20 protein-coding genes and 1 tRNA gene are annotated in these 20691 nt (G+C 71.7%); 14 read left to right on the top strand and 7 right to left on the bottom strand.

Features of this window, described 5'->3' with window-relative positions; translation table 11 throughout:
* The first annotated feature begins 63 nt into the window (after positions 1-63).
* From ACXDC7_RS15830 to ACXDC7_RS15815, 4 genes are all read left to right on the top strand, one after another.
* Positions 64-1299, top strand: coding sequence for an APC family permease (locus tag ACXDC7_RS15830; protein ID WP_459222700.1), 1236 nt, complete (start codon positions 64-66; stop codon positions 1297-1299).
* Complete coding sequence (locus tag ACXDC7_RS15825; protein ID WP_459222699.1) at positions 1296-2507, top strand: NAD(P)/FAD-dependent oxidoreductase; 1212 nt, start codon at positions 1296-1298, stop codon at positions 2505-2507. Before ACXDC7_RS15830 ends, ACXDC7_RS15825 begins: the two co-directional genes overlap by 4 nt.
* Positions 2508-2612: 105 nt before the next feature.
* Positions 2613-3179, top strand: a complete 567-nt coding sequence (locus ACXDC7_RS15820) for a hypothetical protein (protein ID WP_459222698.1) — start codon at positions 2613-2615, stop codon at positions 3177-3179.
* 260 nt (positions 3180-3439) lie between these two features.
* Positions 3440-4039, top strand: coding sequence for a hypothetical protein (locus ACXDC7_RS15815; protein WP_179445539.1), 600 nt, complete (start codon positions 3440-3442; stop codon positions 4037-4039).
* Between the two features lie 96 nt (positions 4040-4135).
* Here the strand turns inward: ACXDC7_RS15815 and ACXDC7_RS15810 are convergent, their stop codons facing one another.
* Positions 4136-5794 carry an ABC transporter family substrate-binding protein gene (locus tag ACXDC7_RS15810; RefSeq protein ID WP_459222697.1) on the bottom strand — a complete coding sequence of 553 codons (1659 nt, stop codon included), beginning with the start codon at positions 5792-5794 and terminating at the stop codon, positions 4136-4138.
* 16 nt (positions 5795-5810) lie between these two features.
* Positions 5811-7352, bottom strand: coding sequence for a dolichyl-phosphate-mannose--protein mannosyltransferase (locus ACXDC7_RS15805; protein WP_179446575.1), 1542 nt, complete (start codon positions 7350-7352; stop codon positions 5811-5813).
* A gap of 148 nt (positions 7353-7500) precedes the next feature.
* On the opposite strand from ACXDC7_RS15805, the gene rsmI reads away from it, so the two are divergent.
* The 6 genes from rsmI (at position 7501) to ACXDC7_RS15775 (ending at position 12921) form a co-directional block, all read left to right on the top strand.
* Positions 7501-8355, top strand: a complete 855-nt coding sequence (rsmI, locus tag ACXDC7_RS15800; protein ID WP_459222696.1) for a 16S rRNA (cytidine(1402)-2'-O)-methyltransferase — start codon at positions 7501-7503, stop codon at positions 8353-8355.
* Positions 8356-8411: 56 nt separating this feature from the next.
* A complete protein-coding gene (locus ACXDC7_RS15795) occupies positions 8412-9275 on the top strand; it encodes a TatD family hydrolase (RefSeq protein WP_459222695.1) in 864 nt (287 codons plus the stop codon).
* Between the two features lie 5 nt (positions 9276-9280).
* On the top strand, positions 9281-9862 hold the full coding sequence (locus ACXDC7_RS15790; protein ID WP_459222856.1) for a nitroreductase family protein: 582 nt from the start codon (positions 9281-9283) through the stop codon (positions 9860-9862).
* 14 nt (positions 9863-9876) lie between these two features.
* Positions 9877-10722 carry a 16S rRNA (adenine(1518)-N(6)/adenine(1519)-N(6))-dimethyltransferase RsmA gene (gene rsmA / locus ACXDC7_RS15785; protein WP_459222694.1) on the top strand — a complete coding sequence of 282 codons (846 nt, stop codon included), beginning with the start codon at positions 9877-9879 and terminating at the stop codon, positions 10720-10722.
* 4 nt (positions 10723-10726) lie between these two features.
* Positions 10727-11647 carry a 4-(cytidine 5'-diphospho)-2-C-methyl-D-erythritol kinase gene (locus ACXDC7_RS15780; RefSeq protein WP_459222693.1) on the top strand — a complete coding sequence of 307 codons (921 nt, stop codon included), beginning with the start codon at positions 10727-10729 and terminating at the stop codon, positions 11645-11647.
* A 335-nt stretch (positions 11648-11982) separates the two neighbouring features.
* The gene (locus ACXDC7_RS15775; protein WP_179445544.1) at positions 11983-12921 is read left to right on the top strand and encodes a hypothetical protein; all 939 of its coding nucleotides are present in this window, start codon (positions 11983-11985) and stop codon (positions 12919-12921) included.
* 37 nt (positions 12922-12958) lie between these two features.
* Here the strand turns inward: ACXDC7_RS15775 and ACXDC7_RS15770 are convergent, their stop codons facing one another.
* Positions 12959-13729: a methyltransferase domain-containing protein gene (locus ACXDC7_RS15770; RefSeq protein ID WP_459222692.1), complete on the bottom strand. Its 771-nt coding sequence runs from the start codon at positions 13727-13729 to the stop codon at positions 12959-12961.
* A gap of 107 nt (positions 13730-13836) precedes the next feature.
* On the opposite strand from ACXDC7_RS15770, the gene ACXDC7_RS15765 reads away from it, so the two are divergent.
* On the top strand, positions 13837-14334 hold the full coding sequence (locus ACXDC7_RS15765; protein ID WP_179445546.1) for a MarR family winged helix-turn-helix transcriptional regulator: 498 nt from the start codon (positions 13837-13839) through the stop codon (positions 14332-14334).
* Between the two features lie 23 nt (positions 14335-14357).
* Here ACXDC7_RS15765 and ACXDC7_RS15760 read toward each other — a convergent pair whose 3' ends face one another.
* Together ACXDC7_RS15760 and ACXDC7_RS15755 are read right to left on the bottom strand one after the other, a co-directional pair.
* Positions 14358-15428, bottom strand: coding sequence for a glycerophosphodiester phosphodiesterase family protein (locus tag ACXDC7_RS15760; RefSeq protein ID WP_179445547.1), 1071 nt, complete (start codon positions 15426-15428; stop codon positions 14358-14360).
* A gap of 89 nt (positions 15429-15517) precedes the next feature.
* Entirely contained in the window at positions 15518-16117 is a 600-nt protein-coding gene (locus ACXDC7_RS15755; RefSeq protein ID WP_179446578.1) for a TetR/AcrR family transcriptional regulator, read from the bottom strand.
* A 102-nt stretch (positions 16118-16219) separates the two neighbouring features.
* On the opposite strand from ACXDC7_RS15755, the gene ACXDC7_RS15750 reads away from it, so the two are divergent.
* From ACXDC7_RS15750 to ACXDC7_RS15740, 3 genes are all read left to right on the top strand, one after another.
* A tRNA-Gln gene (locus ACXDC7_RS15750) sits at positions 16220-16298 on the top strand.
* A 99-nt stretch (positions 16299-16397) separates the two neighbouring features.
* Positions 16398-17924: a bifunctional UDP-N-acetylglucosamine diphosphorylase/glucosamine-1-phosphate N-acetyltransferase GlmU gene (glmU, locus tag ACXDC7_RS15745; RefSeq protein WP_459222691.1), complete on the top strand. Its 1527-nt coding sequence runs from the start codon at positions 16398-16400 to the stop codon at positions 17922-17924.
* A 55-nt stretch (positions 17925-17979) separates the two neighbouring features.
* On the top strand, positions 17980-18957 hold the full coding sequence (locus ACXDC7_RS15740) for a ribose-phosphate diphosphokinase (RefSeq protein WP_179445549.1): 978 nt from the start codon (positions 17980-17982) through the stop codon (positions 18955-18957).
* Between the two features lie 21 nt (positions 18958-18978).
* Here ACXDC7_RS15740 and ACXDC7_RS15735 read toward each other — a convergent pair whose 3' ends face one another.
* On the bottom strand, positions 18979-19863 hold the full coding sequence (locus ACXDC7_RS15735) for an alpha/beta fold hydrolase (protein WP_459222690.1): 885 nt from the start codon (positions 19861-19863) through the stop codon (positions 18979-18981).
* Entirely contained in the window at positions 19860-20621 is a 762-nt protein-coding gene (locus tag ACXDC7_RS15730) for a 3-hydroxybutyrate dehydrogenase (RefSeq protein WP_179445551.1), read from the bottom strand. The genes ACXDC7_RS15735 and ACXDC7_RS15730 overlap by 4 nt, the downstream gene beginning before the upstream one ends.
* Positions 20622-20691: the final 70 nt, after the last annotated feature.

The raw sequence follows: 20691 nt of genomic DNA, 5'->3' as shown, positions 1-20691 counted from the left end.
CCGGCTCGGGCGGCGGCCGCGGGCCGGCGTCCGGCGCCGACGCTCGCGCGGAAGAATCGCCGCGTGCACGAACTCGCGCGACGGATCGGCCTGCCCGGTGCCGTCTGGATCGGCCTCGGCTCGATGATCGGCGCCGGGATCTTCGCCGCGCCCGCCCCGGCGACCGCAGCCGCCGGGTCGGCGGTCCTGGTGGCCCTGGCGCTGGCGGCGGTGGTCGCCTGCTGCAATGCGACCTCCTCGGCGCAACTGGCGGCGGCGTACCCACGCTCCGGCGGCAGCTATCTCTACGGCCGCGAGCTGTTGGGGCCCTGGCCCGGGTTCCTGGCCGGGTGGTGCTTCGTGATCGGCAAGACCGGCAGCACCATTGCGATGGCGCTGATCTTCGCCGCGTACCTCGTGCCGCAGGGCTGGCAACGCCCGGCCGCCTGCGCGGCAATCCTGGTGCTCGGCGGCATCAACTGCGCCGGCATCACCCGAACCCTGCGGGCCACCATGATCATCGTCTCCGCGGTCCTGGTGGTGCTGGTCACGGCGATCGTCGTCGGCCTGCGCGCGCCGGTCGCCGCGGGTGGCTGGTTCGGCGTACCGCCGGCGGAACCGAGCGCGCTCGGGATCCTGCAGGGTGCGGGGTTGCTCTTCTTCGCCTTCGCGGGGTACGCCCGGATCGCCACGCTCGGTGAGGAGGTACGCGACCCCCGTCGGGTGATCGGCCGCGCCGTGGTGATCACCCTGGGCGTCGTGCTCACGCTCTATCTGGTTGTGCTGCTGGTACTGCTGCGCGGCCTCGGCGTGCCCGCCCTGGCGGCCAGCACCGCGCCCCTGGCCGATCTGGTGGCCGCGGCGGGGGCGAGCTGGTTGGTGCCGGCGATCGGGGTCGGTGCGGCGCTGGCCAGCCTCGGCGCGCTGCTCGCCCTGCAGGCCGGCATCGGGCGTACCGCCCTGGCAATGGCGCGCAATGATGATCTTCCCCGATGGTTGGCGGCGATCGGCGCGCGCGGCGTACCGACCCGGGCGATCGCCGTCCCGACCGTGATCGCCGCCGGGCTCGTCTGGTTCGTGCCGCTCGGCGCGGTGATCGGCTTCTCCAGCTTCGGCGTGCTGTTGTACTACTTGGTCGCGAACCTGGCGGCGCTGCGTCAGGCCGGCGACGACCGGCGCTATCCACGGGTCCTGCAGGTGACCGGCGCGGCGCTGTGTGTGCTGCTGGTGGCGACGGTCGGGCCCGCGAGCCTGATCGTCGGCGCGGCGATGGTCTGCGCGGGGATCGGTTGGCGGGTGGTCGCTAGGGTGTCCCGGTGAAACGCAGTTCCGGGATCGCGTTGCGGCCCCCGTGGGGTCGGCCCGTCGCGGAGGGTGGCGTACCTGTCGATGCGACCGCCGATCTGGTGGTCGTCGGCGCCGGTGCCGCGGGATTGACCACCGCCCTGGCGGCCGCCGAGGGCGGCGCGGACGTGATCGTGATCGAAGCGGGCCGGATCGGCGCCGACGCCTCGGGCGCGTTGCCGGGTTGGTTGACGCCGCTGCAGGGGGAGACGCCGCACGACATCCGGCTGCTGCACGGTGACGACGCGGTGCGCGCGTGGGCGGCCCAGACCGATCGGGCGCTCGAATACGTCCGGCGGCGGGGGGCCGAGTTCGGCGTACCCGTGGCCGACCGGACGTTCGGCGCAACGACAACGCAGGGACATTGGGCGTTCCAGCTCCGGTTCGTGGCGCGGGCGCTGCGGGTTGGCGGCTACCGGTGCGAGTTCGCCGATGTCAGTGGGCTGCCGTTCGAGGTACGACCCGAGCTGGCGGTCGGCGGGGGCGCCGTCGTGGACCCCGCCGAGTGGCTGGGCGCGCTGGCGGCGCGGGCGGTCGATGCCGGGGTGCGCATCTTCGGCGGCGCGGCGATGGCCGGTCTCCGGGTCGATCGGACCGGCGCGCGGGTGATTGCCGGCAGCGCCGAACTGCGCGCGGGACGCGTGGTGCTGGCCAGCTCGGCACCGCTGGCGGACCGGGCCGCGCTGCGAGCGCGGGTGCGGGCCGAGACGTGGCATCTGCTCGCCCTGCGGACCGATGTGTTCCCGCTCCGCGAGGTCCAGTTGGTGGATCGGCCCGGCATGCTGGTCTCGCGGTACCGAGACCTGTTGATCATCGGCCAGAACGGGGGATCGGTGGCCGAGTTGATCGACTGGGTCTCTCGGAGCTGGCCCGAGGCGCAGGTGGTCAACGGCTGGTCGACGACGACCCATCGCAGCGTCGACGGGTTGCCGCTGGTGGGTTCGGCGAGCCTGAACGGCGACACCGTGCTGACCGCGGCCGGCCTCGGCGGGTTCGAGCTGGTCAACGGCACCGCCGCCGGGTTGCAGCTTGCCGATGTCGCGCTCGGGCGCAGTGCCGCCGCGGAATTGCCGTGGCGACCGGCGCGGGTGCCGCTGGCGCGCGGCCTGTCCAAGCGCGGGCGGTCGGCCCTGATCGGATCCATCCCGTGGATCACCCGGCTGAACGAGCCCGGGAGCCGCTGACCGGTTTTCCACAGCTTCCGGGCGGGCTGTCGACATCGTGCGGGTTCGTCGGAATACTGCCCGGGAAAGCGCTGCAGGGCGCAGACCCGGGAGGAGCCCCCCCAGATGTTTCCTCGTCTGCCTGCGGTCGTCGGGGTGTTGGCTGTGATCGTCCTGGCGGCATGTACCGGTCCGGCCGAGCCCGGCCCGGGCCCGAGTGGTGCCCCCACTTCGGTGGGTACGCCCTCGCCGTCCCCCAGCCGCGGCGCCAAGCAGGCCCAGGAGGCCATCGAGGCCTATCGGGCGTACGAGCAGATGCTCGGTGACACGGCGCGAGCAGGCGGATACGACCCCGCCGTCGGCGACCCGATTCCTGAATCTGTCGTGGCAACGACGGCTGGGCAGGAGCGCGATTACGTCAACGGCAGCAATCAACAACTGAATCGCGAGGGTGAGCGACTGGCAGTCGGCGGATCCAAGATCGTTCGAGTCGTCGTTGCCTCTGCGAGCGCGCAGCGCGTTGATCTTTACACCTGCGTGGATCGAACCAGCGTTCGCTACCGGGGTAAGGACGGGGAACGACCGGCACCGGAAGCGTATTTGGAGAAGTGGCCGACGCTGACTCTCGACCGCGAAGAACCCGCCGGTTGGAAGGTGTTCACGATGAGATCGCGGGGAGCCAAGTCGTGTTGATCCGGCATCTTGTGAGCATGCTGGTCGGGGCGTCGATGCTGGTCGTTTCATCGGGGCTGCTCGCCAGCGCAAACCCGCCCGTTCCGCCGCCCCCACCGGCACCTGAGGAGCGCTCCGACGACAACAATGGGACAACTTACGGGCTCGAGGACTCGACGACTGGGGAGCCGCCATCTCAACGAGACTCCCAGCGCCGACCCTCACAAGGTTCGGGGTCGGGCAACACCGGTTCGGGTGGGCGTGCGTATCCGTCGATCCCGTTGGACGAGCTGCACATCAACTCGGGCGGCCGCTGCAATCCGTCGGATCGCCTGTGTTCCATCCCGACGGGCGGCGGCGGCGGTGGCGGAAACGCGGCGCCGCCGGCTCCGACGATCGATCCGGGAGTCGCCGCGCGCCGGGCGGTTGCCCGGATCACGCTGAAGGCGTCGTCGGCCGAGCTCACGCCCGACTGGAACAAGAATCGCTTCAAGATGCTTGCCGTCGGCTTCCCGGTGTGGGTGAGCGTGGACGACGACTCCCTGGTCGCGCCGGCCGACTCGATGACCGTCGAGGGCCTGTCGGTCTCGTTGCGGGCGAACAAGCCGCGGGTCGCGGTGGACATGGGCGACGGGACCACCCTGCGGTGCGCGCTGAAGGGCCGCAAGTTCAACTACCGCGACATTCCCGGCAGCGACGGCCCGTGCTCGCACCGCTACCAGAAAATGTCGCCGAAGGACGGCTACCAGGTCACCACGACCTACACCTGGGACATCGACTGGTCGGCCGGTGGCCAGTCCGGAACGATCACCACGAGCGATTCCGAGACCGTCCGCATCCCGATCGGAGAGCTGCAGGCGCTGATCACCGCCCCGCGCTGATCGACGTTTTCAACATCATCTTTTGAAGATATTGATCAATTTCATCTCGAAGAGGCGAAGGTCGCCCGCATGCAGGAGGGGCCCCGAAAGAACGCCTCAGCCCGCGATCAGGCCCACCGCGGTCCAATCCACGCTCGCCTGCCCGGGCGCCCCGTAATTGGCGACGAGATCGCGAGCACCGACGAGCTGCGGCAACTGATAGAGCGGCATGCTCGGGGCCTGCTCCCACAGCACCGCCTCCAGTTGCCGCGACAGCTCGACCCGCTGCGCCGGATCGCTCGCCGCCGACAGCTCGCCGATCAGCCGGTCGGCCTCCGGCATCGCGAGCTGGGAGAAGTTCTGCTCGCCGCCGCTGCCGAACCGCGCATCCAGCCCGTCCAGCGGGAACGGCGAGGTGTCCGCGGTGATCCCGACGACGCCGAAGTTCCCCCCGGACAGCAGCGAACCGTCGGCGAGCTCCTCGATGCTGGCCTCCTCGATCTGCACCGAGATGCCTACGCCCGACAGTTCGCGCTGCAGCTCGACGGCCTCGACCTCCGAGGTGATCAGCCCCGCGATCCGGGTCGCCCGGATCACCAGCGGTTGCCCGTCCTTGACCCGCACGCCGTCGGGCCCCGGACGCCAGCCCGCGCGATCGAGCACCCGCTGCGCCTCCTCGCGATCCAGGCGGACCCCGGCCTGCGCGGCGGTGTCGACCCACTGGCCCTGGTGTCGCCCGTAGAACTGCGAGTCCATCGGCAACGGCTGATAACCCGTATCCGGGAACGCCGCGCGGCCGACGGCCACCGGGTCGATGCTCAGCATGATCGCGCGCCGCACCGCCGGGTCCGACAGCGGCCCGGCCGTGGTGTTGAAGATCAATCTGCGGTACGCCCCCGACAGCGCCATCCGGATCGTCCCCCCGGGCTGCTCGCGGACATCGGCCTGGGTGTCGGGATCCTCGGCCGGCAACACGTCGAGCAGATGATCACCGAATCCCTTCGCGCCGCCGGCCGCATCGACCGTGCTCAGGCTGATCCGGCTGAGCCGCGGCGGCGTACCCCACCACGTCTCCGAGCGGTCCAGGAACAGCGCCGCCGGCTCCTGCCCACTCGGGGTGAACGGGCCGGCCGTCCACTCCGGCCGTACGCTCGCCCAGCCGTCGTTGAACGTCTGCGGATCCTTGACGCTCGCCGCGCGCAGCAGCCCGTGCGACCAGGGCCGTTGCCAGTCCGCCGTCGACCCGGCGTAGGTCACCTTCACCTGCTTCGGCGACGAACCCTGCGAGACGTCGGTGATCTGGTCGAAACCAAGATCGCTCGCGCACCGAAACTCGGGGCGCTCGCCGTTGCACGCCCGCCAGGTCGCGATCGCGTCCTCGGCCACGATCGGCGCCCCGTCGGCCCAGACGGCATCCTCGTTGAGCTGCCAGGTGACCTGCCCCGGCGGGCCCGGCGCCACATCGACCGAGGCCAGGAAGTCGGGGTCGGGCGAGAGCACCCCTGCGGTGTCCACATCGAACAAGGTCGGCAAGAACGCGCGCCGGAGTTGATCACGCTCGCGCGACGGACGTTCGGCGTGCAACGGATTCCAGGTGCCGCCGAGATTGGTCACCGCGATCCGCAGCTCGCCGCCGTCGGACAGCCGCTGTGCCGCAACCGGATTGATGTCGCTCGCGGGCGCCGGCTCGGGTTCGGGGGCCGGCGGGCTGCCGCAGGAGGCGAGCAGGACGACCATCGCCACGGCCACCGCGCAGCCGGTCAGGGATCGGGTCACGACATTCCTTCGATGATCAGATCCAGCTCTCGAACCACATCCGTGCCTGCCAGGCCGAGCGCGGTATCACCTCGTCGGTGAGGATCGGATAGAACCAGGCGAAATTCAGGATCACCAGCGCCACGAACACCGTGCAGCCGGTCGCGGCGAGCGCCCGGCGCCGCTCGGCCACCCGATCACCCGGCGGCGCCGGTGGCCCGATCGCCAGCCCCATCACCAACGCGACCGCGATCACCGTGAACGGAATGATCATGATCGCGTAGAAGAAGAACACCGGCCGGTCCGAGTTCGGGAACCACGGCAGCCAGGTGGTGATCAAACCGACGACCGGTACGCCGAAGCGCCAGTCCCGCGCCAGCACCCACAACAACACCGCCGCTGCGAGACAGAACACGCCCGCCCACCACAGCAGCGGCGTACCGATCCCGGAGACCACGGCGATGCACTTCTCGCCGACGGCGGTACAGCCCTGCGTACCCGGCTCGATGTCGTTCACCGCGTCGATCCCGATCGGCCGGCCGACGACCAGCCAGGTCAGCGGATCGGCGTCATAGGTGTGGGTCTGCGACTTGATGTAGTCGCCGGTGTGGAAGGCCCAGATCTCCTTGTGGTAGGCCAACAGCGCCAGCAGGCGGTTCGGATCCTTGTCCTGGCCCCAACCGCCGTCATTGGTCAGCCAGCCCCACCAGCTCAACAGATAGACCCCGGCCGCCAGCACGACCTGGTACACGAAGGCCGGGATGCCGTCCCACAACACCGCGAGCCAGGCCCGATTCCCGGCGCCGGCGAGCCGGCGGGCCGACACGTCCCAGTACAGCGAGAGCAGCGCGAAGGCCGCCAGCACGACCAGCGAGTTCCATTTCGTCGCGATGGCCAGACCCCAGAACAATCCGGCCGCCAGTCGCCACGGTCGCCACCACAGCCGCGGGCCGAACGCGCCGCCGAGATCGGCCAACCCCCGCGCGTCCAACCAGTCGGCGAGGCGGCTGCGGAACCAGAAGCGATCGGCAACCACGCAGGCGATCGCGGTCATCGTGAAGAACGCCTGGAAGATGTCCAACAGACCGATCCGCGACATCACGAAGGCCAGCCCGTCGAAGGTCAACAACAAGCCGGCGACCGCGCCGATCATGGTCGAGCTCGCCAGCCGGCGGGTGATCCGGATCACCACCGCGACCAGCAACGCCCCACAGACGCAGGCCATGAACCGCCAGCCGAAGCTGTTCATCCCGAAGATCGCCTCGCCGAGCGCGATCATCCACTTGCCCATCGGCGGATGCACCACGAAGGAGGGGTCGGCGGTGGCGATCAGGTCCACATTGCCGGCGGTGATCTTGTCGTTGGCGTCCTTCGGCCAGGCCCGCTCGTAGCCGTAGAGCAGGAGCGACCACGCGTCCTTGGGGTAATACGTCTCGTCGAACATCAACTTGTTCGGATGCCCGAGGCCGACCACCCGCAGCACGAACGCCAGCGCCGTGATCCCGATCGTGATCGCCCAGGACGCCAGGCCATCCGTCGGCCGCCAGCCGCGCAACCGGTCGATCGTGGACGGCGGCAGCCCGGCGGTCAGCTCGGGCGAGGCCGTCGGCCGGTCGTCGCGGGTGGCGGTGGCGGTCACGCGCACATCCTAGGTGTGCGCCCGAACTCCGGTTGCGCCCGAACTCCGGTTGCGCCCGAACTCCGGTTGCGCCCGAACTCCGGTTGCGATGGAATGCCGGTTGCGATGCGATGCTGGTGCGGTGCTGATCCTCGCCGCCACCCCGATCGGAGATGCCGACGACGCCTCGCCGCGGCTGCGCCGCGAGCTGGCCGAGGCCGATGTCATCGCCGCCGAGGACACCCGCCGGCTGCGTACCCTCCTGCAGCGGCTCGGCATCGAGACCAGCGCCCGGGTGGTCTCGCACTACGACGCCAACGAGGCCGCCCGCGCGCCGGAGCTGCTGGCCGAGCTGGTGGCCGGCGCGCGGGTCGTCGTGGTCAGCGATGCCGGGATGCCGACGGTCTCCGACCCGGGCTATCGGCTGGTCCGCGCGGCCATCGACGCCGGCATCGAGGTCAGCGCGGTGCCCGGGCCGTCGGCGGTGCTGACCGCCCTGGCCGTGTCGGGCCTTGCGGTCGACCGATTCTGCTTCGAGGGATTCGTGTCCCGGCGGGCGGGGGAGCGGCGGCGCCGGCTCGCCGCTCTGGCCGACGAACCCCGGACGATGGTCTTCTTCGAGTCCCCGCACCGGATCGCGGAGATGCTCGCCGACGCGGCGCGGGCGTTCGGCGCCGAGCGGCCGGCCGCGGTCTGTCGGGAGCTGACCAAGACGTATGAGGAGGTACGCCGCGGCGGGCTCGCCGAGTTGGCCGACTGGGCCGCCGACGGGGTACGCGGCGAGATCACCGTGGTGATCGCCGGCGCCGAGCCCGCCGAGGCCGACCTGCCCGGCGCCGTCGCCGCCGTCCAGGCCCGGGTCGCCGCCGGCGCGCGGACCAAGCAGGCCGTCGCCGAGGTGGCGGCCGCGAGCGGTCTGGCGAAGAACGCCCTCTATGCCGCCGTGCTCGAGGCCCGCGCCTGACCCGGCGTACCCCGTATGCGGATCGAGGCCGGCGCGGGCTGAATAGGGTGGCGGGCATGGCCGCCCGTTCCACCGCCCGAGCCGACCGGTACACGCTCGCGGAGGCGCCCGAGCCGCTGCCGGCCCCGGTCGCCGACTCCCACACCCACCTCGACGCCGTCCGCGAGATGACCGGCCTCGAGCCCGCCGACGCGATCGCGCGCGCCGCGGCTGTGGAGGTCACCCGGCTGGTCCAGGTGGGCACCGACCTGGCCAGCTCGCGCTGGGCGCTGGAACTCGCCGCGGCCCACCCGGAGGTCGTCGCGGCGGTGGCGATCCATCCCAACGATGCCGCCCGGCTCGGCGACGCGCTGCCCGATGCGCTGGACGATCTCGCGACGCTGGTCGCCGGCGGCGGCACCCGGCTCCGCGCGATCGGGGAGACCGGCCTCGACCACTACCGCACCCGCGAGCCCGAGGGTCAGCGGCTGCAGCGGCACAGCTTCGCCCGCCACATCGCCCTCGCCCGCGAACACGACCTCACCCTGGTCATCCACGACCGCGATGCGCATGCCGGCATCCTCGACCTGCTGGACGCCGAGGGCGTACCCGATCGCGTCGTCATGCACTGCTTCTCCGGCGACGCCGCCTTCGCGCGGCAGTGTCTCGACCGCGGCGCGTACCTGTCCTTCCCCGGACCGGTCACCTACAAGCCCAATGACGCATTGCGCGAGGCGGCCGCGATCACGCCGGCCGATCGTCTCCTGGTCGAGACCGACGCGCCCTATCTCACCCCGGTGCCGCTGCGCGGGCGGCCGAATGCGTCCTATCTGATGCCGTGGACCGTCCGCTACCTGGCCGAGCTGCGCGGCGTGGATCTGGCCGAGCTGTGCGCATCGCTGCTGGACAACACCTTCGCCGCCTTCGGCGGCCGCTGGTGATCACGATGGAGCTGATCGACGTCCTGCGCCGCCGCCGGATGGTGCGCGACTTCGCCGAGCTTCCCCTCGGCGATGATCAACTGGCGGCGCTCGCCGATGCCGGTGTCCGCGCCCCTTCGGCGGGGTACGCCCAGGGCGTCTCCCTGCTCACCCTGACCGGCGACCGCGTGTCGAGGTTCTGGGCCGCCACCGCGGGTGATCACGCCTCCGCCTGGCTCACCGGGATGCGCCGCGCGCCGGCGCTGATCATGGTCTGGACCTCCGAGGACAGCTATCGCCGCCGGTACGCCGAGCCGGACAAGGGCCGAGACCCCGGCGCCGACTGGCCGGTTCCCTGGTGGTGGGTCGACGCTGGCGCGGTGATCGAGAACATCTTGCTGCGCGCCGTCGATCTCGGTCTCGGCGCGGGCCTGTTCGGCCTCCCGGCCGGTGCCGAGCAGGCGGTGCGCGCCGAGTTCGGCGTACCCGCCGACCAGCAGGCCGTCGCCGCGATCGCGATCGGTCACCGCGCGGCCGGCGAGCGCCCTCGCGGTTCGGCGACCCGGCGCGATCGGCGACCGGACGCCGTTCACGTCGACCGCTGGTGAACTAGGGTCCGACCATGCGGCCCGCCCTACTCGATCCCCGGACGATCCGGGAGCTCGCGGCTCGGCTCGACCTGCGGCCGACGAAGCAGCGCGGCCAGAACTTCGTACACGACGCGAACACCGTCCGGCGCATCGTCGCCCAGGCCGAGCTGCCGCCCGGAGAGGCCGTGCTCGAGGTCGGGCCCGGGCTCGGCTCGCTCACCCTCGGGCTGCTCGAGGCCGGCCACCCGGTGACCGCGATCGAGATCGACGACCGGCTCGCCGCGCTGCTGCCCGGCACCGTCGCGGACCGGCTGCCCGATCGCGCGGGCGAGCTCGCGGTGATCACCGGCGACGCGCTGCGGGTCGACGAGCTCCCCGGGCCGGCCCCCGGCGCGATCGTCGCCAATCTGCCCTACAACGTGTCGGTGCCCGTGTTGTTGCACCTGCTGGCGCGCTTCGATTCGCTGCGCCGGGGCCTGGTGATGGTGCAGGCGGAGGTCGCCGATCGGCTCGCCGCGCCACCCGGGTCGCGCACCTACGGCGTGCCGTCGGCCAAGATCGCCTGGTACGCCGATGCCGCGCGCGTCGGCAGCGTACCGGCCAATGTCTTCTGGCCCGTGCCGAATGTGGAGTCCGGCCTGGTCCGCCTCACCCGCCGCGAGCCGCCGCCCACCACCGCGAGCCGCGAGCAGGTCTTCGCGGTGATCGACGCGGCCTTCGGCCAGCGGCGCAAGATGCTGCGCTCGGCGCTGGCCGGGTTGTTCGGATCCTCGGCCCAGGCGTCGGCCGCGCTGGTCGAGGCCGGCGTGGATCCGCAGGCGCGCGGCGAGGTGCTGGACGTGGCGGCGTACGCCCGGATCGCCGAGCGGCTAGGTTGATCACGTGGTCTCCGAGGTCGTTGTGAACCGGGTCGTGGTGCGCGTACCCGCCAAGATCAACTTGTCGCTCGCGGTCGGCGCGCGGGCGGCCGACGGCTACCACCCGCTGGCCACCGTCTTCGAGGCGGTGTCGCTGTTCGACGAGGTGCACGCCGAGGAGTTCGACGGCGACGGGATCGACGTGCTGGTTGCCGGGGCCGGGGCAGAATCCGTGCCGACCGGCGAGGACAATCTGGCGGTCCGGGCCGCCCGGCTGCTCGCCGAGCGCTACGACATCGAGCTGGCCGGGCTGGCGCTGACGCTGCGCAAGGCCATTCCGACGGCCGGCGGGATGGCGGGCGGGTCGGCCGATGCCGCCGGCACGCTGCTCGCCTGTTCGGTGCTGTGGGACATCGACATCGACGCCGATGAGATGCGGGACCTGGCAGCCGAGCTCGGCAGCGATGTGCCGTTCGCGCTGCTCGGCGGGACCGCCATCGGCACCGGCCGGGGCACCGAACTCGTCCCCGTGCTGAGCCGGGGGCGTCGGCACTGGGTGCTGGTGTTCGACAACGACGGCCTGTCGACGGTGGACGTCTATCGGCGCTACGACGAGCTGCGGCCGAAGGGTTCCGAGCTCGCCGTGCCCGACGAGTTGATGAACGCGCTGACCGCCGGCTCCGTCGTGGACCTCGCCCCCGCCCTGCGCAACGACCTGGCCGAGGCGGCCATTGACCTGCGGCCCGATCTCGAAGACCTCCTCGCCCGCGGCGTCGAGGCCGGCGCCCTGGCCGGGATGATCAGCGGCTCCGGGCCGACCTGCGCCTTCTTGTGCCGCGACGAGTCCACCGCGATCGATGTCTCCGGCCGGCTCGCCCGCGACGGCGCCGGTGATCGGGTACGCCGGGTCGTCGGCCCCGCCCACGGCGCCCGCCTGCTCGGCTGAGTCGCGCCCGTCTCCTCGGTCGCGCTCGTCTCGTCACCCGCGCCCGTCTCCTCACCCGCGCTCGCCGCCTCCGCCTCGACCCGCCTCCCGCCCGTCTCGGCGCCTCGACCCGCCTCCCGCCCAGACCCGCTTCGACCCGCCTCCCGCCCAGAATTGTTTCCGTAGTTATGCCCGCCAACCGGGACGGTTGGCGGGCATAACTACGGAAACAATTCGGATGAGCGCGGATGAGCGGCGGATGAGCGCGGGGGGACACCTTCGCCTCGAGGAGATTCCCCTGTGGACAACCCGTCTCCGGGGCCCTCGGCGGCGGCGCGATGTTCGAGGATTCGATCATGCGCCCGCCACAACCGCTCCCGGACGATCTCGCCGGGCACCCCTTCACCGTTCGTGCCGCCGAGGCCGCCGGCATCAGCCGCAAGCGCCTGCAGGCCTCCGACCTCGTCGCGCCGAGCCGGGGCCTGCGCGTACCCGCGAACCGCGAGATCGACCTTGCCGAGTACGCGGCGGCCGTCCTGGCCACCACGCCGGACGGCTGGATCTCCCATGTCAGCGCCGCCCAGTTGTACGGGCTCTGGCTGCCCGCCCGGCTGGTCACCCCGGGCCGGCTGGATGTCTGTCGCGACACCCGGCGCTGGGAGCCGCGGCGCCGGGGCGTGCGCGGTCACACCGCACGGATCACCGGCGCGGAGATCGGCGAGCTCGACGGGGTCCGGATCGTCACCCGGCCGCGATGCTGGTTCGACCTGCTGCCGATGCTGCGCCGCGAGGAGGCGGTGATCATCGGTGACCAGCTCGTCCGGATGCCCCGGCCCCGCATCGAGGACCGGGCGCACCCGTGGGCGGAGTCCGCTGATCTTGAGCAGATCCTGGCGCTCAACGAGTGGCGTCCCGGGGTCGTGCTCGGCCGCGAGGCGCTCGGGCTGATCCGCCGCGGATCCGATTCGCCGATGGAGACCAGGCTCCGGCTGGCGATCATCGGCGCGGGGCTGGCAGAACCCGAGCTCCAGCTCCGGCTGGATCCGGACGACCCCTACTCTCCCGAGGCCGATCTCGGCTATCGCGCGTACCGCATCGCGCTGGACTACGAGGGATCGCACCACCTGAGCCGCGAGCAGCAAAGCCGCGACATCGCGCGTGACGAGACCTGGACACGCGCCAGGTGGCGGCACCTGCGCTGTGACGTCGCGGACGCCCGGACCGGCTTCCGCAGGGTCATCGAGACCCTGCGCGGCCTGATCCCTCCCGTAGCTGATGCCGCTGTGGGAGCGTGACAGCGGGCATAACTGCGGAAACAATCCGGGTGGGGGGTCAGCGACGAGCCCTCGCGCGGGCGACGACGAAGGTCCGCGGGAACGGCAGCCAGGTGCCCTGCGGGCCCGGAGGGTACGCCTCTCGCAGCGCGGCCCGGTAGCGGGCGACGAACCGCTCGCGCGGCTGCCCGGTGAGCGCCTGCAGCGCCGGACGGGCGCCGGTCCCGGCGATCCAGTCGAAGACCGGGTCCTCGCCGGGCAACAGGTGCAGGTAGGTGGTCTGCCAGGCATCGACCGAGCAGCCGGCGGCCAGCAGGATGTCGGCGGTCTCGCGGGCGTCGAGCACCCGGGTCCGCTCGATGCCCGACACCAGCGGGGCGAACTCCGGGTCGGCCAGCAGCTCGCGCAGCAACCGGTGCAGCGGCTCGTCGTGATTGGCCGGCACCTGGATCGCGAGCCAACCGTCGTCGGCGAGCAGGTCGACCAGCCGGGGAAGTTGATCTTCGTAGCGCGGAATCCACTGCAGCGTCGCGTTGGAGACCAGGACGTCGACCGGCCCGGGCGGGGTCCACTCGCGCAGGTCGGCCTGTTCCCATTCGAGCCCGTCGCCTGCCGGCGCCTGCGCCAGCATCTCGGCGCTGGAGTCCACCCCGATCACCCGCGCGCCGGGCCAGCGCTCGGCGAGGGTCCGGGTCAGGTTGCCGGGACCGCACCCGAGATCGACGACCAGACCCGGCTGCCGCGCGCCGATGCGCGCGGTCAGGTCGAAGAACGGCCGGCCGCGCTCGTCTGCATAGCGCAGGTACTGCTCCGCATTCCACACCGCCATCACGCCACCTCCGGATCATCGCCGACCCCGGCCGACAAACTATCTTGACATCAAGACATCTTTCTCCCAAAACTCTCTCGATGTCAAGAACCTCTACGCTGTCGCGCATGGAGGCAGACGAGGTCGACGGCGTCGTCGCGGCATGGGCCCGCGAACGGTCGGATCTGGACCTGACGCCGATGCAGGTGATGAGCCGGGTCGCCCGCCTGGGACAGCGGCTCGACCGCGCGCGGTCCGACGCCTTCGCCGCGCACGAGCTGGCCGGCTGGGAGTTCGATGTCCTGGCCGCGCTGCGCCGCTCCGGCGAGCCCTACCGGCTGTCCCCGGGGCGGCTGCTCGCCGAGACCCACGTCACCTCCGGCACGATGACCAATCGCGTCGACCGCCTCGCCGCCCGCGGCCTGGTCGAGCGCGAGCCCGATCCGAACGATCGCCGCGGCGTGCTGGTGGCGCTCACGCCGCGTGGCCGCCAGGCCGTCGACGGCGCGCTGACCGACCTGTTGGAGCGCGAGCGCGGCCTGCTCGACGGATTGTCGGCCGCGGACCAGCGCACGGTGGCCCGCCTGCTCGGCGCCCTGCTGCGCCGCTTCGAGGCGGGCCCCTGATCGGGCGTACCGGCAGTCGTTGATCAGATCCGGCAGGTCTTGGCCTTGCGGCACCCCGGCGCGGGCGCCGGCAGCTTCATACCGTTGTCCGCCATCACCTCGCGCAACACGTCGGGCCGGTCGGTGATGATGCCGTCGGCGCCGATGTCGATCAGGTACTGCATGGTGGCCGGGTCGTTCACCGTCCACGGAATCACCTTCAGCCCGCGCGCGTGGGCGTTGTCGATCATGGCGGCGTCGGGGAACGGCACGAATCCCGGATCGCCGATCGCCCCGTCCTGGGGGAATCCCTGCACCGGGGAGACGGCGACCACCCCGTCGATGCTGGCCGCGGCGGCGATCCAGTCACCGCCGAAGTCGTCGACGTCGATGCCGCCGAGCCAGGGCGAGAGCCCGGGCTGCCCGGTCTGTAGGAAGTCGCGGTTGGTCAGCGCGACCAGCGGGAGCCGCTCGTCCAGCCGGTGCATCGCCATCAGCGAACCCCAGTCGAAGCTCTGGATCGTCACCTGTCGGCGCAGCCCCGACTTCTCGATCTCCTCGTACACCCGGCGGACGAACTGTTCCCGCGGCGCCGTCTCGTGCGGCGCCCCGGCCTCGACCTTGGTCTCGATGTTCATCATCACCCGGCGCGCCCGAGCCTGCTTCACCAGATCGAACAGCTCCCGCAGCTCGATGATCTTCGCGCCGTCGATCTGCTCCTGCTCCGGGCGGCCCGGCAGCTGCTGGTAGCCGCAGTTCATCGTCCGGATCTGCGCCAGCGTCAGGTCCTTGATGAACTTCCCGACATAGGGGTACGCCGGATCGCCCGGCCGCACCGGCCCGGTGTCCTGGCATTTCTGCGCGCTCACCTGGCGATCATGGGTGACCACCACCTTGTCATCGGCGGTGATCTGGGTGTCCAGCTCCAGGGTCGTCACGCCCAGGCGCAGCGCCTTGGCAAAGCCCGCCAGCGTGCTCTCGGTGGTCAGCCCGAGCCCGCCGCGGTGGGCCTGCAGGTCGAGGCTGCCGCGCGGCGCGGCCGAGGCCGGCGACGCGAGTCCGGCGGCCACCATCACGACGGCGGCAAACAGGGAGAACCAGAGTCTGGGACGCATGGCGTCACTGTCCCGCGTGGCGGGCCCGGCCGCCAGAGCCGGCCGGGTGAAGCCTGCGTGATCATCGGGCGACGCCGAGGTGTCCCGGGTCAGCGACCCAGCCTGGGTCGCGCCTCCATGCCGCTCAGCCCGTGCCAGGCGAGGTTCACCAGGTGCGCGGCGACCTCCTGCTTGCGGGGGCGTCGCTCGTCCAGCCACCACTGGCCGGTCATCGCCACCATCCCGACCAGCATCTGCGCATACAGCGGCGCGGTCCGGGCATCGAGTCCGCGCCGGGTGAACTCGGCGGCGAGCAGGCCGGTCACCTGGTTCGCGACATCGGACAGGATGGTCGCGAACGAGCCCGACGCGTCCTGCCCGACACCCGACCCGCGGGACAGGATCCGGAAGCCGTCCGGGCGCTGCTCGATGTAGTCCAGCAGGGCCAGGGTCGCCCGCTCCAGCAGTTCGCGCGAGCGGGCGCCCGGATCGTCCAGCGCGGCCCGGATCCCGTCCAGCAGGACCTGCACCTCGCCATCCACCACCGCGCCGTAGAGGCCGTCCTTGCCGCCGAAGTGCTCATAGACCACGGGTTTGGAGACATCGGCGCGGGCGGCGATCTCCTCGACCGAGGCGGCGTCGCGGCCGTGCTCGGCGAACACCGGCCGCGCGACCTCGATCAGTTGCGCCCGCCGCTGGGCCCCGGTCATCCGCACCCGGCGCGCGGGACGGGTCCGATGGTCGCTGGCTGGCACGCGGCAAGTCTGCCGGATCCCGTAGTCTGTCCCGCAGACCCGCGCCGCGCGGGTCGTTCCCCGGTTGGTCTGCCGGCAGGGCCCGCCTGACTTTGAATCAGGACAAGCGACGTAGGTTCGACTCCTACCCGGGGAGCAATTCCACCCGGCCTGCCGTGGCCCGGCGGCCGCCGCCCCGCGGGCACGGTCGGACACGTTACGATCGCCCGGATTGCATCCTCGGCAAGGAGCGTGTGTGAGCGATTCGGTCCAGACCCAGTCCGTCGCGGCGGTGATCATCCTGGCCGCCGGAGGCGGGACCCGGATGAAGTCCAACCGCTCGAAGCTGCTGCACGAGGTCGGCGGCCGATCGATGCTCGACTGGGCGGTCCGCGCCGCGGAGGGGGTACGCCCGGAGCGGCTGATGGTCGTCGTCGGCCACCTCGCCGACCAGGTGACGCCCCACCTGCAGGAGATAGCGCCGGAGGCCGCCACCGCGACCCAGGCAGAACAGCGCGGCACCGGTCACGCAGTCGAGTGCGGGCTGGCGGCTCTCGGCGAGATCACCGGCGAGGTGGTCGTCACCTACGGCGACGTGCCGCTGCTGGCCGCCGACACACTGCTCGCGATGGTGGGCGAGCATCGCGCCGCCGGCAACGCGATCACCGTGCTCACCGCCCGCGTGCCCGACCCGACGGGCTACGGTCGGATCCTGCGCGATGCCGACGACACGGTCGCGGGCATCGTCGAGCACAAGGACGCCGACGAGACCCAGCGCGGCATCGACGAGATCAACTCCGGCATCTATGTCTTCGATGCGGCGGTGCTGCGCGCCGGTCTGGCCAGGCTGGAGGGCGACAATGCCCAGGGCGAGCTCTATCTGACCGATGTGCTCGGCATCGCCCGCGGCGACGGGGACCGGGTCGGGGCGTACCGCACCGACGACCTGTGGCAGACCGAGGGCGTCAACGACCGGGTCCAGCTCGCCCGGATGAATGCCGAGCTGAACCGTCGCATCCTCGAAGGGCACATGCGGGCCGGCGTCACCGTGCTCGACCCGGCCACCACCTGGGTCAGCGACGACGTCTCGCTGGGCACCGATGTCACCCTGCATCCGGGCACCACGCTGGCCGGCGCCACCACCGTCGGCGACGGCGCGGAGATCGGACCCGACACCCGGCTGCGCGACACCGCGGTCGGGGCGGGCGCGACCGTGCTGCGCACCGAGGCCAACCTGGCGACCATCGGCCCGCGCGCGGTGGTCGGCCCGTTCTCCTACCTGCGCCCCGGCGCCGAGCTGGGCGAGGGCGCCAAGGTCGGCGCGTTCGTCGAGGTGAAGGCGTCCACCCTCGGCCCCGGCGCGAAGGCCCCGCACCTGTCCTATCTCGGCGACGCCACGATCGGCGCCGGCGCCAACATCGGTGCCGGCACCATCGTGGCCAACTACGACGGCGTCGCGAAGTACCCGACCGTGGTCGGCGACGCGAGCTTCGTCGGCAGCGGCTCGGTGCTGGTGGCGCCGGTCGACATCGCCGACGGCAGCTACATCGCCGCTGGCTCGACCGTCACCGACGGCGTCGAGCCGGGTCAGCTCGCCGTCGCCCGCGGCCGCCAGCGCAATGTCGACGGCTGGGTCGCCAGGCGCCGCGCGGGCACGCGTACCGAGGCCGCCGCCGACCGTGCCCGGGCGGCCGGTACGCCGCACCCCGGCGCCGAGCGTGACACGGATGGACGCCATGACACGGATGGACGCCATGACACGGATGGACGCGATGAGTCGTGATCGACTAACGTCCCGGCTCGCAGGCGGGGATACCGACGACGAACCCGGAGGACACGTGAGCGGGCTCAAGAAGACCAGCGAGAAGCACCTGATGCTGTTCTCCGGCCGGGCCTATCCCGAGCTCGCCGACGAGGTCGCCGAACTGGTCGGCTGCGAGCTCACCCCGACGCGCGCTCTGGCCTACGCCAACTCCGAGATCTACGTCCGCTTCGAGGAGTCGGTACGCGGCTCCGACGCCTTCGTGATCCAGAGCCACCCGGCCCCGGTGAACGAATGGATCATGGAGCAGTTGATCATGATCGACGCGCTGAAGCGGGCGTCGGCCGATCGGATCACCGTGGTCGCCCCGTTCTATCCCTATGCCCGCCAGGACAAGAAGCATGCCGGCCGCGAGCCGATCTCGGCGCGGCTGATCGCCGACCTGTTCAAGGCCGCCGGTGCGGACCGGATCATGTCGGTCGACCTGCACGCCGCGCAGATCCAGGGCTTCTTCGACGGCCCGGTCGACCACCTGTGGGCGCTGCCGGTGCTGGCCGACTATGTGGCGGAGTCCTACGACACCGACGAGTTGGTCGTGGTCTCGCCCGATGCCGGTCGCGTCCGGCTGGCCGACCTGTGGACCGACCGGCTGGGCTGCCCGCTGGCGATCATCCACAAGCGTCGCGACCCGAATGTGGCCAACCAGGTCGCCGTGCACGAGGTGGTCGGCGATGTCGAGGGCAAGGTCTGCCTGCTGGTCGACGACATGATCGACACCGCCGGCACGATCACCCAGGCCGCCGACGCGCTGCTCGCCCGCGGCGCCAAGAAGGTGATCGCCGCCGCGACCCATCCGGTGCTCTCCGGGCCGGCGGCGCAGCGGCTGAACGAGTCGAACTTCGAGGAGGTGATCGTCACCAACACGCTGCCGATCACCACCGACGAGCCGATCGACAAGCTGACCGTGCTGTCCATCGCACCGCTGATCGCCAAGGCGATCCACGAGGTGTTCGAGGACGGCTCGGTGACCAAGCTGTTCGACGGCCAGGCCTGAGCGGCCGCGCCGGCGACCGGGTCAGCCGCGCAGCTCGGCGGCGATCCGGTCCGCGCCGGTGCCCAGCGCGATCGTGTAGTGGTTCACGTCGGGCACCTCGGCGACCGTGACGTGCGGCAGCGTGCTCGCCCAGGTGTCCAGATAGCCCTGCGGATACAGCGGCGCGGCGTCCAACAGGCCGCGTGGCGCCCGCAGCGCCACCGCCGGCCGGTCGAGCCGGTCGATGATCGTTTCGGCCGCGCCACCGACGAAGAGCTCGGCGAAGTCGGCGAGCATCGCCTCGGCGGAGGTACGCGAGGCGAGTTCCGGCTCGGTGCCCGCCAGGTCGTAGCCGGCATAGGCCTCGATGTCGGCATCCCAGGCGTCGCGCAGTGCCGGGTGCTCGCGAAACATCGCCAGGTAGGCGTCCCGGGTGGGGAAGGTCGCCGACAGCCGCTCGGCGGCCGGGCCGAGCGCGGCCCGGGCGGCCTCCGACAGCTCGGCGCGCTCCATGCCCGGCGGCTTCGGCAGGGGAGCGCCGCCGTCGACGAGCACCAGCCGTTCGACGAGCTGCGGATGGCGTACCGCGAGCGCGGCCGCGACGAACGCGCCCATCGAATGCCCGACCACGACGACCGGCCGGTGCGCGCCGGCCTCGGCCAGCACGGCGGCCGCGTCGTCGGCGTGCCGCGCGATGCCGAACGGGCCGGGGAGCTCGCTGCTCAGCCCGCGCCCGCGCAGGTCCGGCGCGAGGATGGTGTGCCCGGGCACCCGCCGGTGCAGCGGCGCCCAGGCGAGGTGATTGCCCGTGATGCCGTGCAAGGCCAGCACCAGCGGCGCGTCGGGCTCGGCGCCGTCGTAGGAGAAGGCGTGCAGCGTGCCGCCGTCCACCGCGATCTCGAGCTCGCGGGGCTCGGGCGCGGTCATCGGGCCGTCCATCCGCCGTCGAGCACCCAGCTCGCTCCGGTCGCCATGCCCGACATCGGGCCGGCGAGCCAGCAGATCAGGTCGGCGACCTCGTCGGGCTCGACGAGGCGTTTCACGGCGGAACTGGCAAGCATGATCGTCTCCAACACCTCGGACTCGCTGATCTTGTTGGTACGCGCCTGGTCGGCGATCTGGGACTCGACCAGCGGGGTACGCACATAGCCGGGATTCACGCAGTTGCAGGTGACCCCGCGCTCGCCGGCCTCCAGAGCGAGCGTCTTGGTCAGCCCCTGCAGCCCGTGCTTGGCCGCGACATAGGCGGACTTGTAGGGGGAGGCGACCAGGCCGTGGATGGACGACACGTTGATCACCCGGCCCCAGCCGGCCGCATACATACCGGGCAGTGCGGCCCGGGTGAGCAGGAACGGCGCGGTCAACATGATGTCCAGCATGCGCCGCCAGGTGGCGGGATCGAACTCCTCGACCGGGTCGATGTGCTGGATGCCGGCGTTGTTGATCAAGATGTCGGTGGACAGGGCCAGGCCCTCCAGGGCCGCGGTGTCGGACAGGTCGACCTGCCAGGCCTCGCCGCCGATCTCCGTCGCGACCCGTTGGGCCCCGTCGGCGTCCCGATCGGCGACCGTGACCACGGCGCCGAGCCTGCTCAACCGTCGGGCGCAGGCCGCGCCGATCCCGCCCGCGCCGCCGGTGATCAGCGCCCGCTTGCCGGCCAGCTCACCGGCAGCTTCGTTCTCCATGGCCTCGCCCTCCCCATCCTCGCCCTCCCCATCCTGGCGCAGGACCTGCGGGGCAGCGTAGCCAACGTCG

This window comes from Naumannella huperziae, assembly GCF_054073625.1.
The sequence above is the reverse complement of the archived record's forward strand: the minus strand, read 5'-3'. Positions and strand labels throughout refer to the sequence as shown.

Excerpts from the sequence above, each read along its gene's own strand:
- ACXDC7_RS15755 (WP_179446578.1), bottom strand. The coding sequence starts at position 16,117 with ATGACCGGGGCCCAGCGGCGGGCGCAACTGATCGAGGTCGCGCGGCCG.
- ACXDC7_RS15765 (WP_179445546.1), top strand. The coding sequence starts at position 13,837 with ATGGAGGCAGACGAGGTCGACGGCGTCGTCGCGGCATGGGCCCGCGAA.
- rsmI (WP_459222696.1), top strand. The coding sequence starts at position 7,501 with ATGGAATGCCGGTTGCGATGCGATGCTGGTGCGGTGCTGATCCTCGCC.
- ACXDC7_RS15730 (WP_179445551.1), bottom strand. The coding sequence starts at position 20,621 with ATGGAGAACGAAGCTGCCGGTGAGCTGGCCGGCAAGCGGGCGCTGATC.
- ACXDC7_RS15735 (WP_459222690.1), bottom strand. The coding sequence starts at position 19,863 with ATGACCGCGCCCGAGCCCCGCGAGCTCGAGATCGCGGTGGACGGCGGC.
- ACXDC7_RS15770 (WP_459222692.1), bottom strand. The coding sequence starts at position 13,729 with ATGGCGGTGTGGAATGCGGAGCAGTACCTGCGCTATGCAGACGAGCGC.
- ACXDC7_RS15820 (WP_459222698.1), top strand. The coding sequence starts at position 2,613 with ATGTTTCCTCGTCTGCCTGCGGTCGTCGGGGTGTTGGCTGTGATCGTC.
- ACXDC7_RS15790 (WP_459222856.1), top strand. The coding sequence starts at position 9,281 with ATGGAGCTGATCGACGTCCTGCGCCGCCGCCGGATGGTGCGCGACTTC.
- rsmA (WP_459222694.1), top strand. The coding sequence starts at position 9,877 with ATGCGGCCCGCCCTACTCGATCCCCGGACGATCCGGGAGCTCGCGGCT.
- ACXDC7_RS15760 (WP_179445547.1), bottom strand. The coding sequence starts at position 15,428 with ATGCGTCCCAGACTCTGGTTCTCCCTGTTTGCCGCCGTCGTGATGGTG.
- ACXDC7_RS15795 (WP_459222695.1), top strand. The coding sequence starts at position 8,412 with ATGGCCGCCCGTTCCACCGCCCGAGCCGACCGGTACACGCTCGCGGAG.
- ACXDC7_RS15775 (WP_179445544.1), top strand. The coding sequence starts at position 11,983 with ATGCGCCCGCCACAACCGCTCCCGGACGATCTCGCCGGGCACCCCTTC.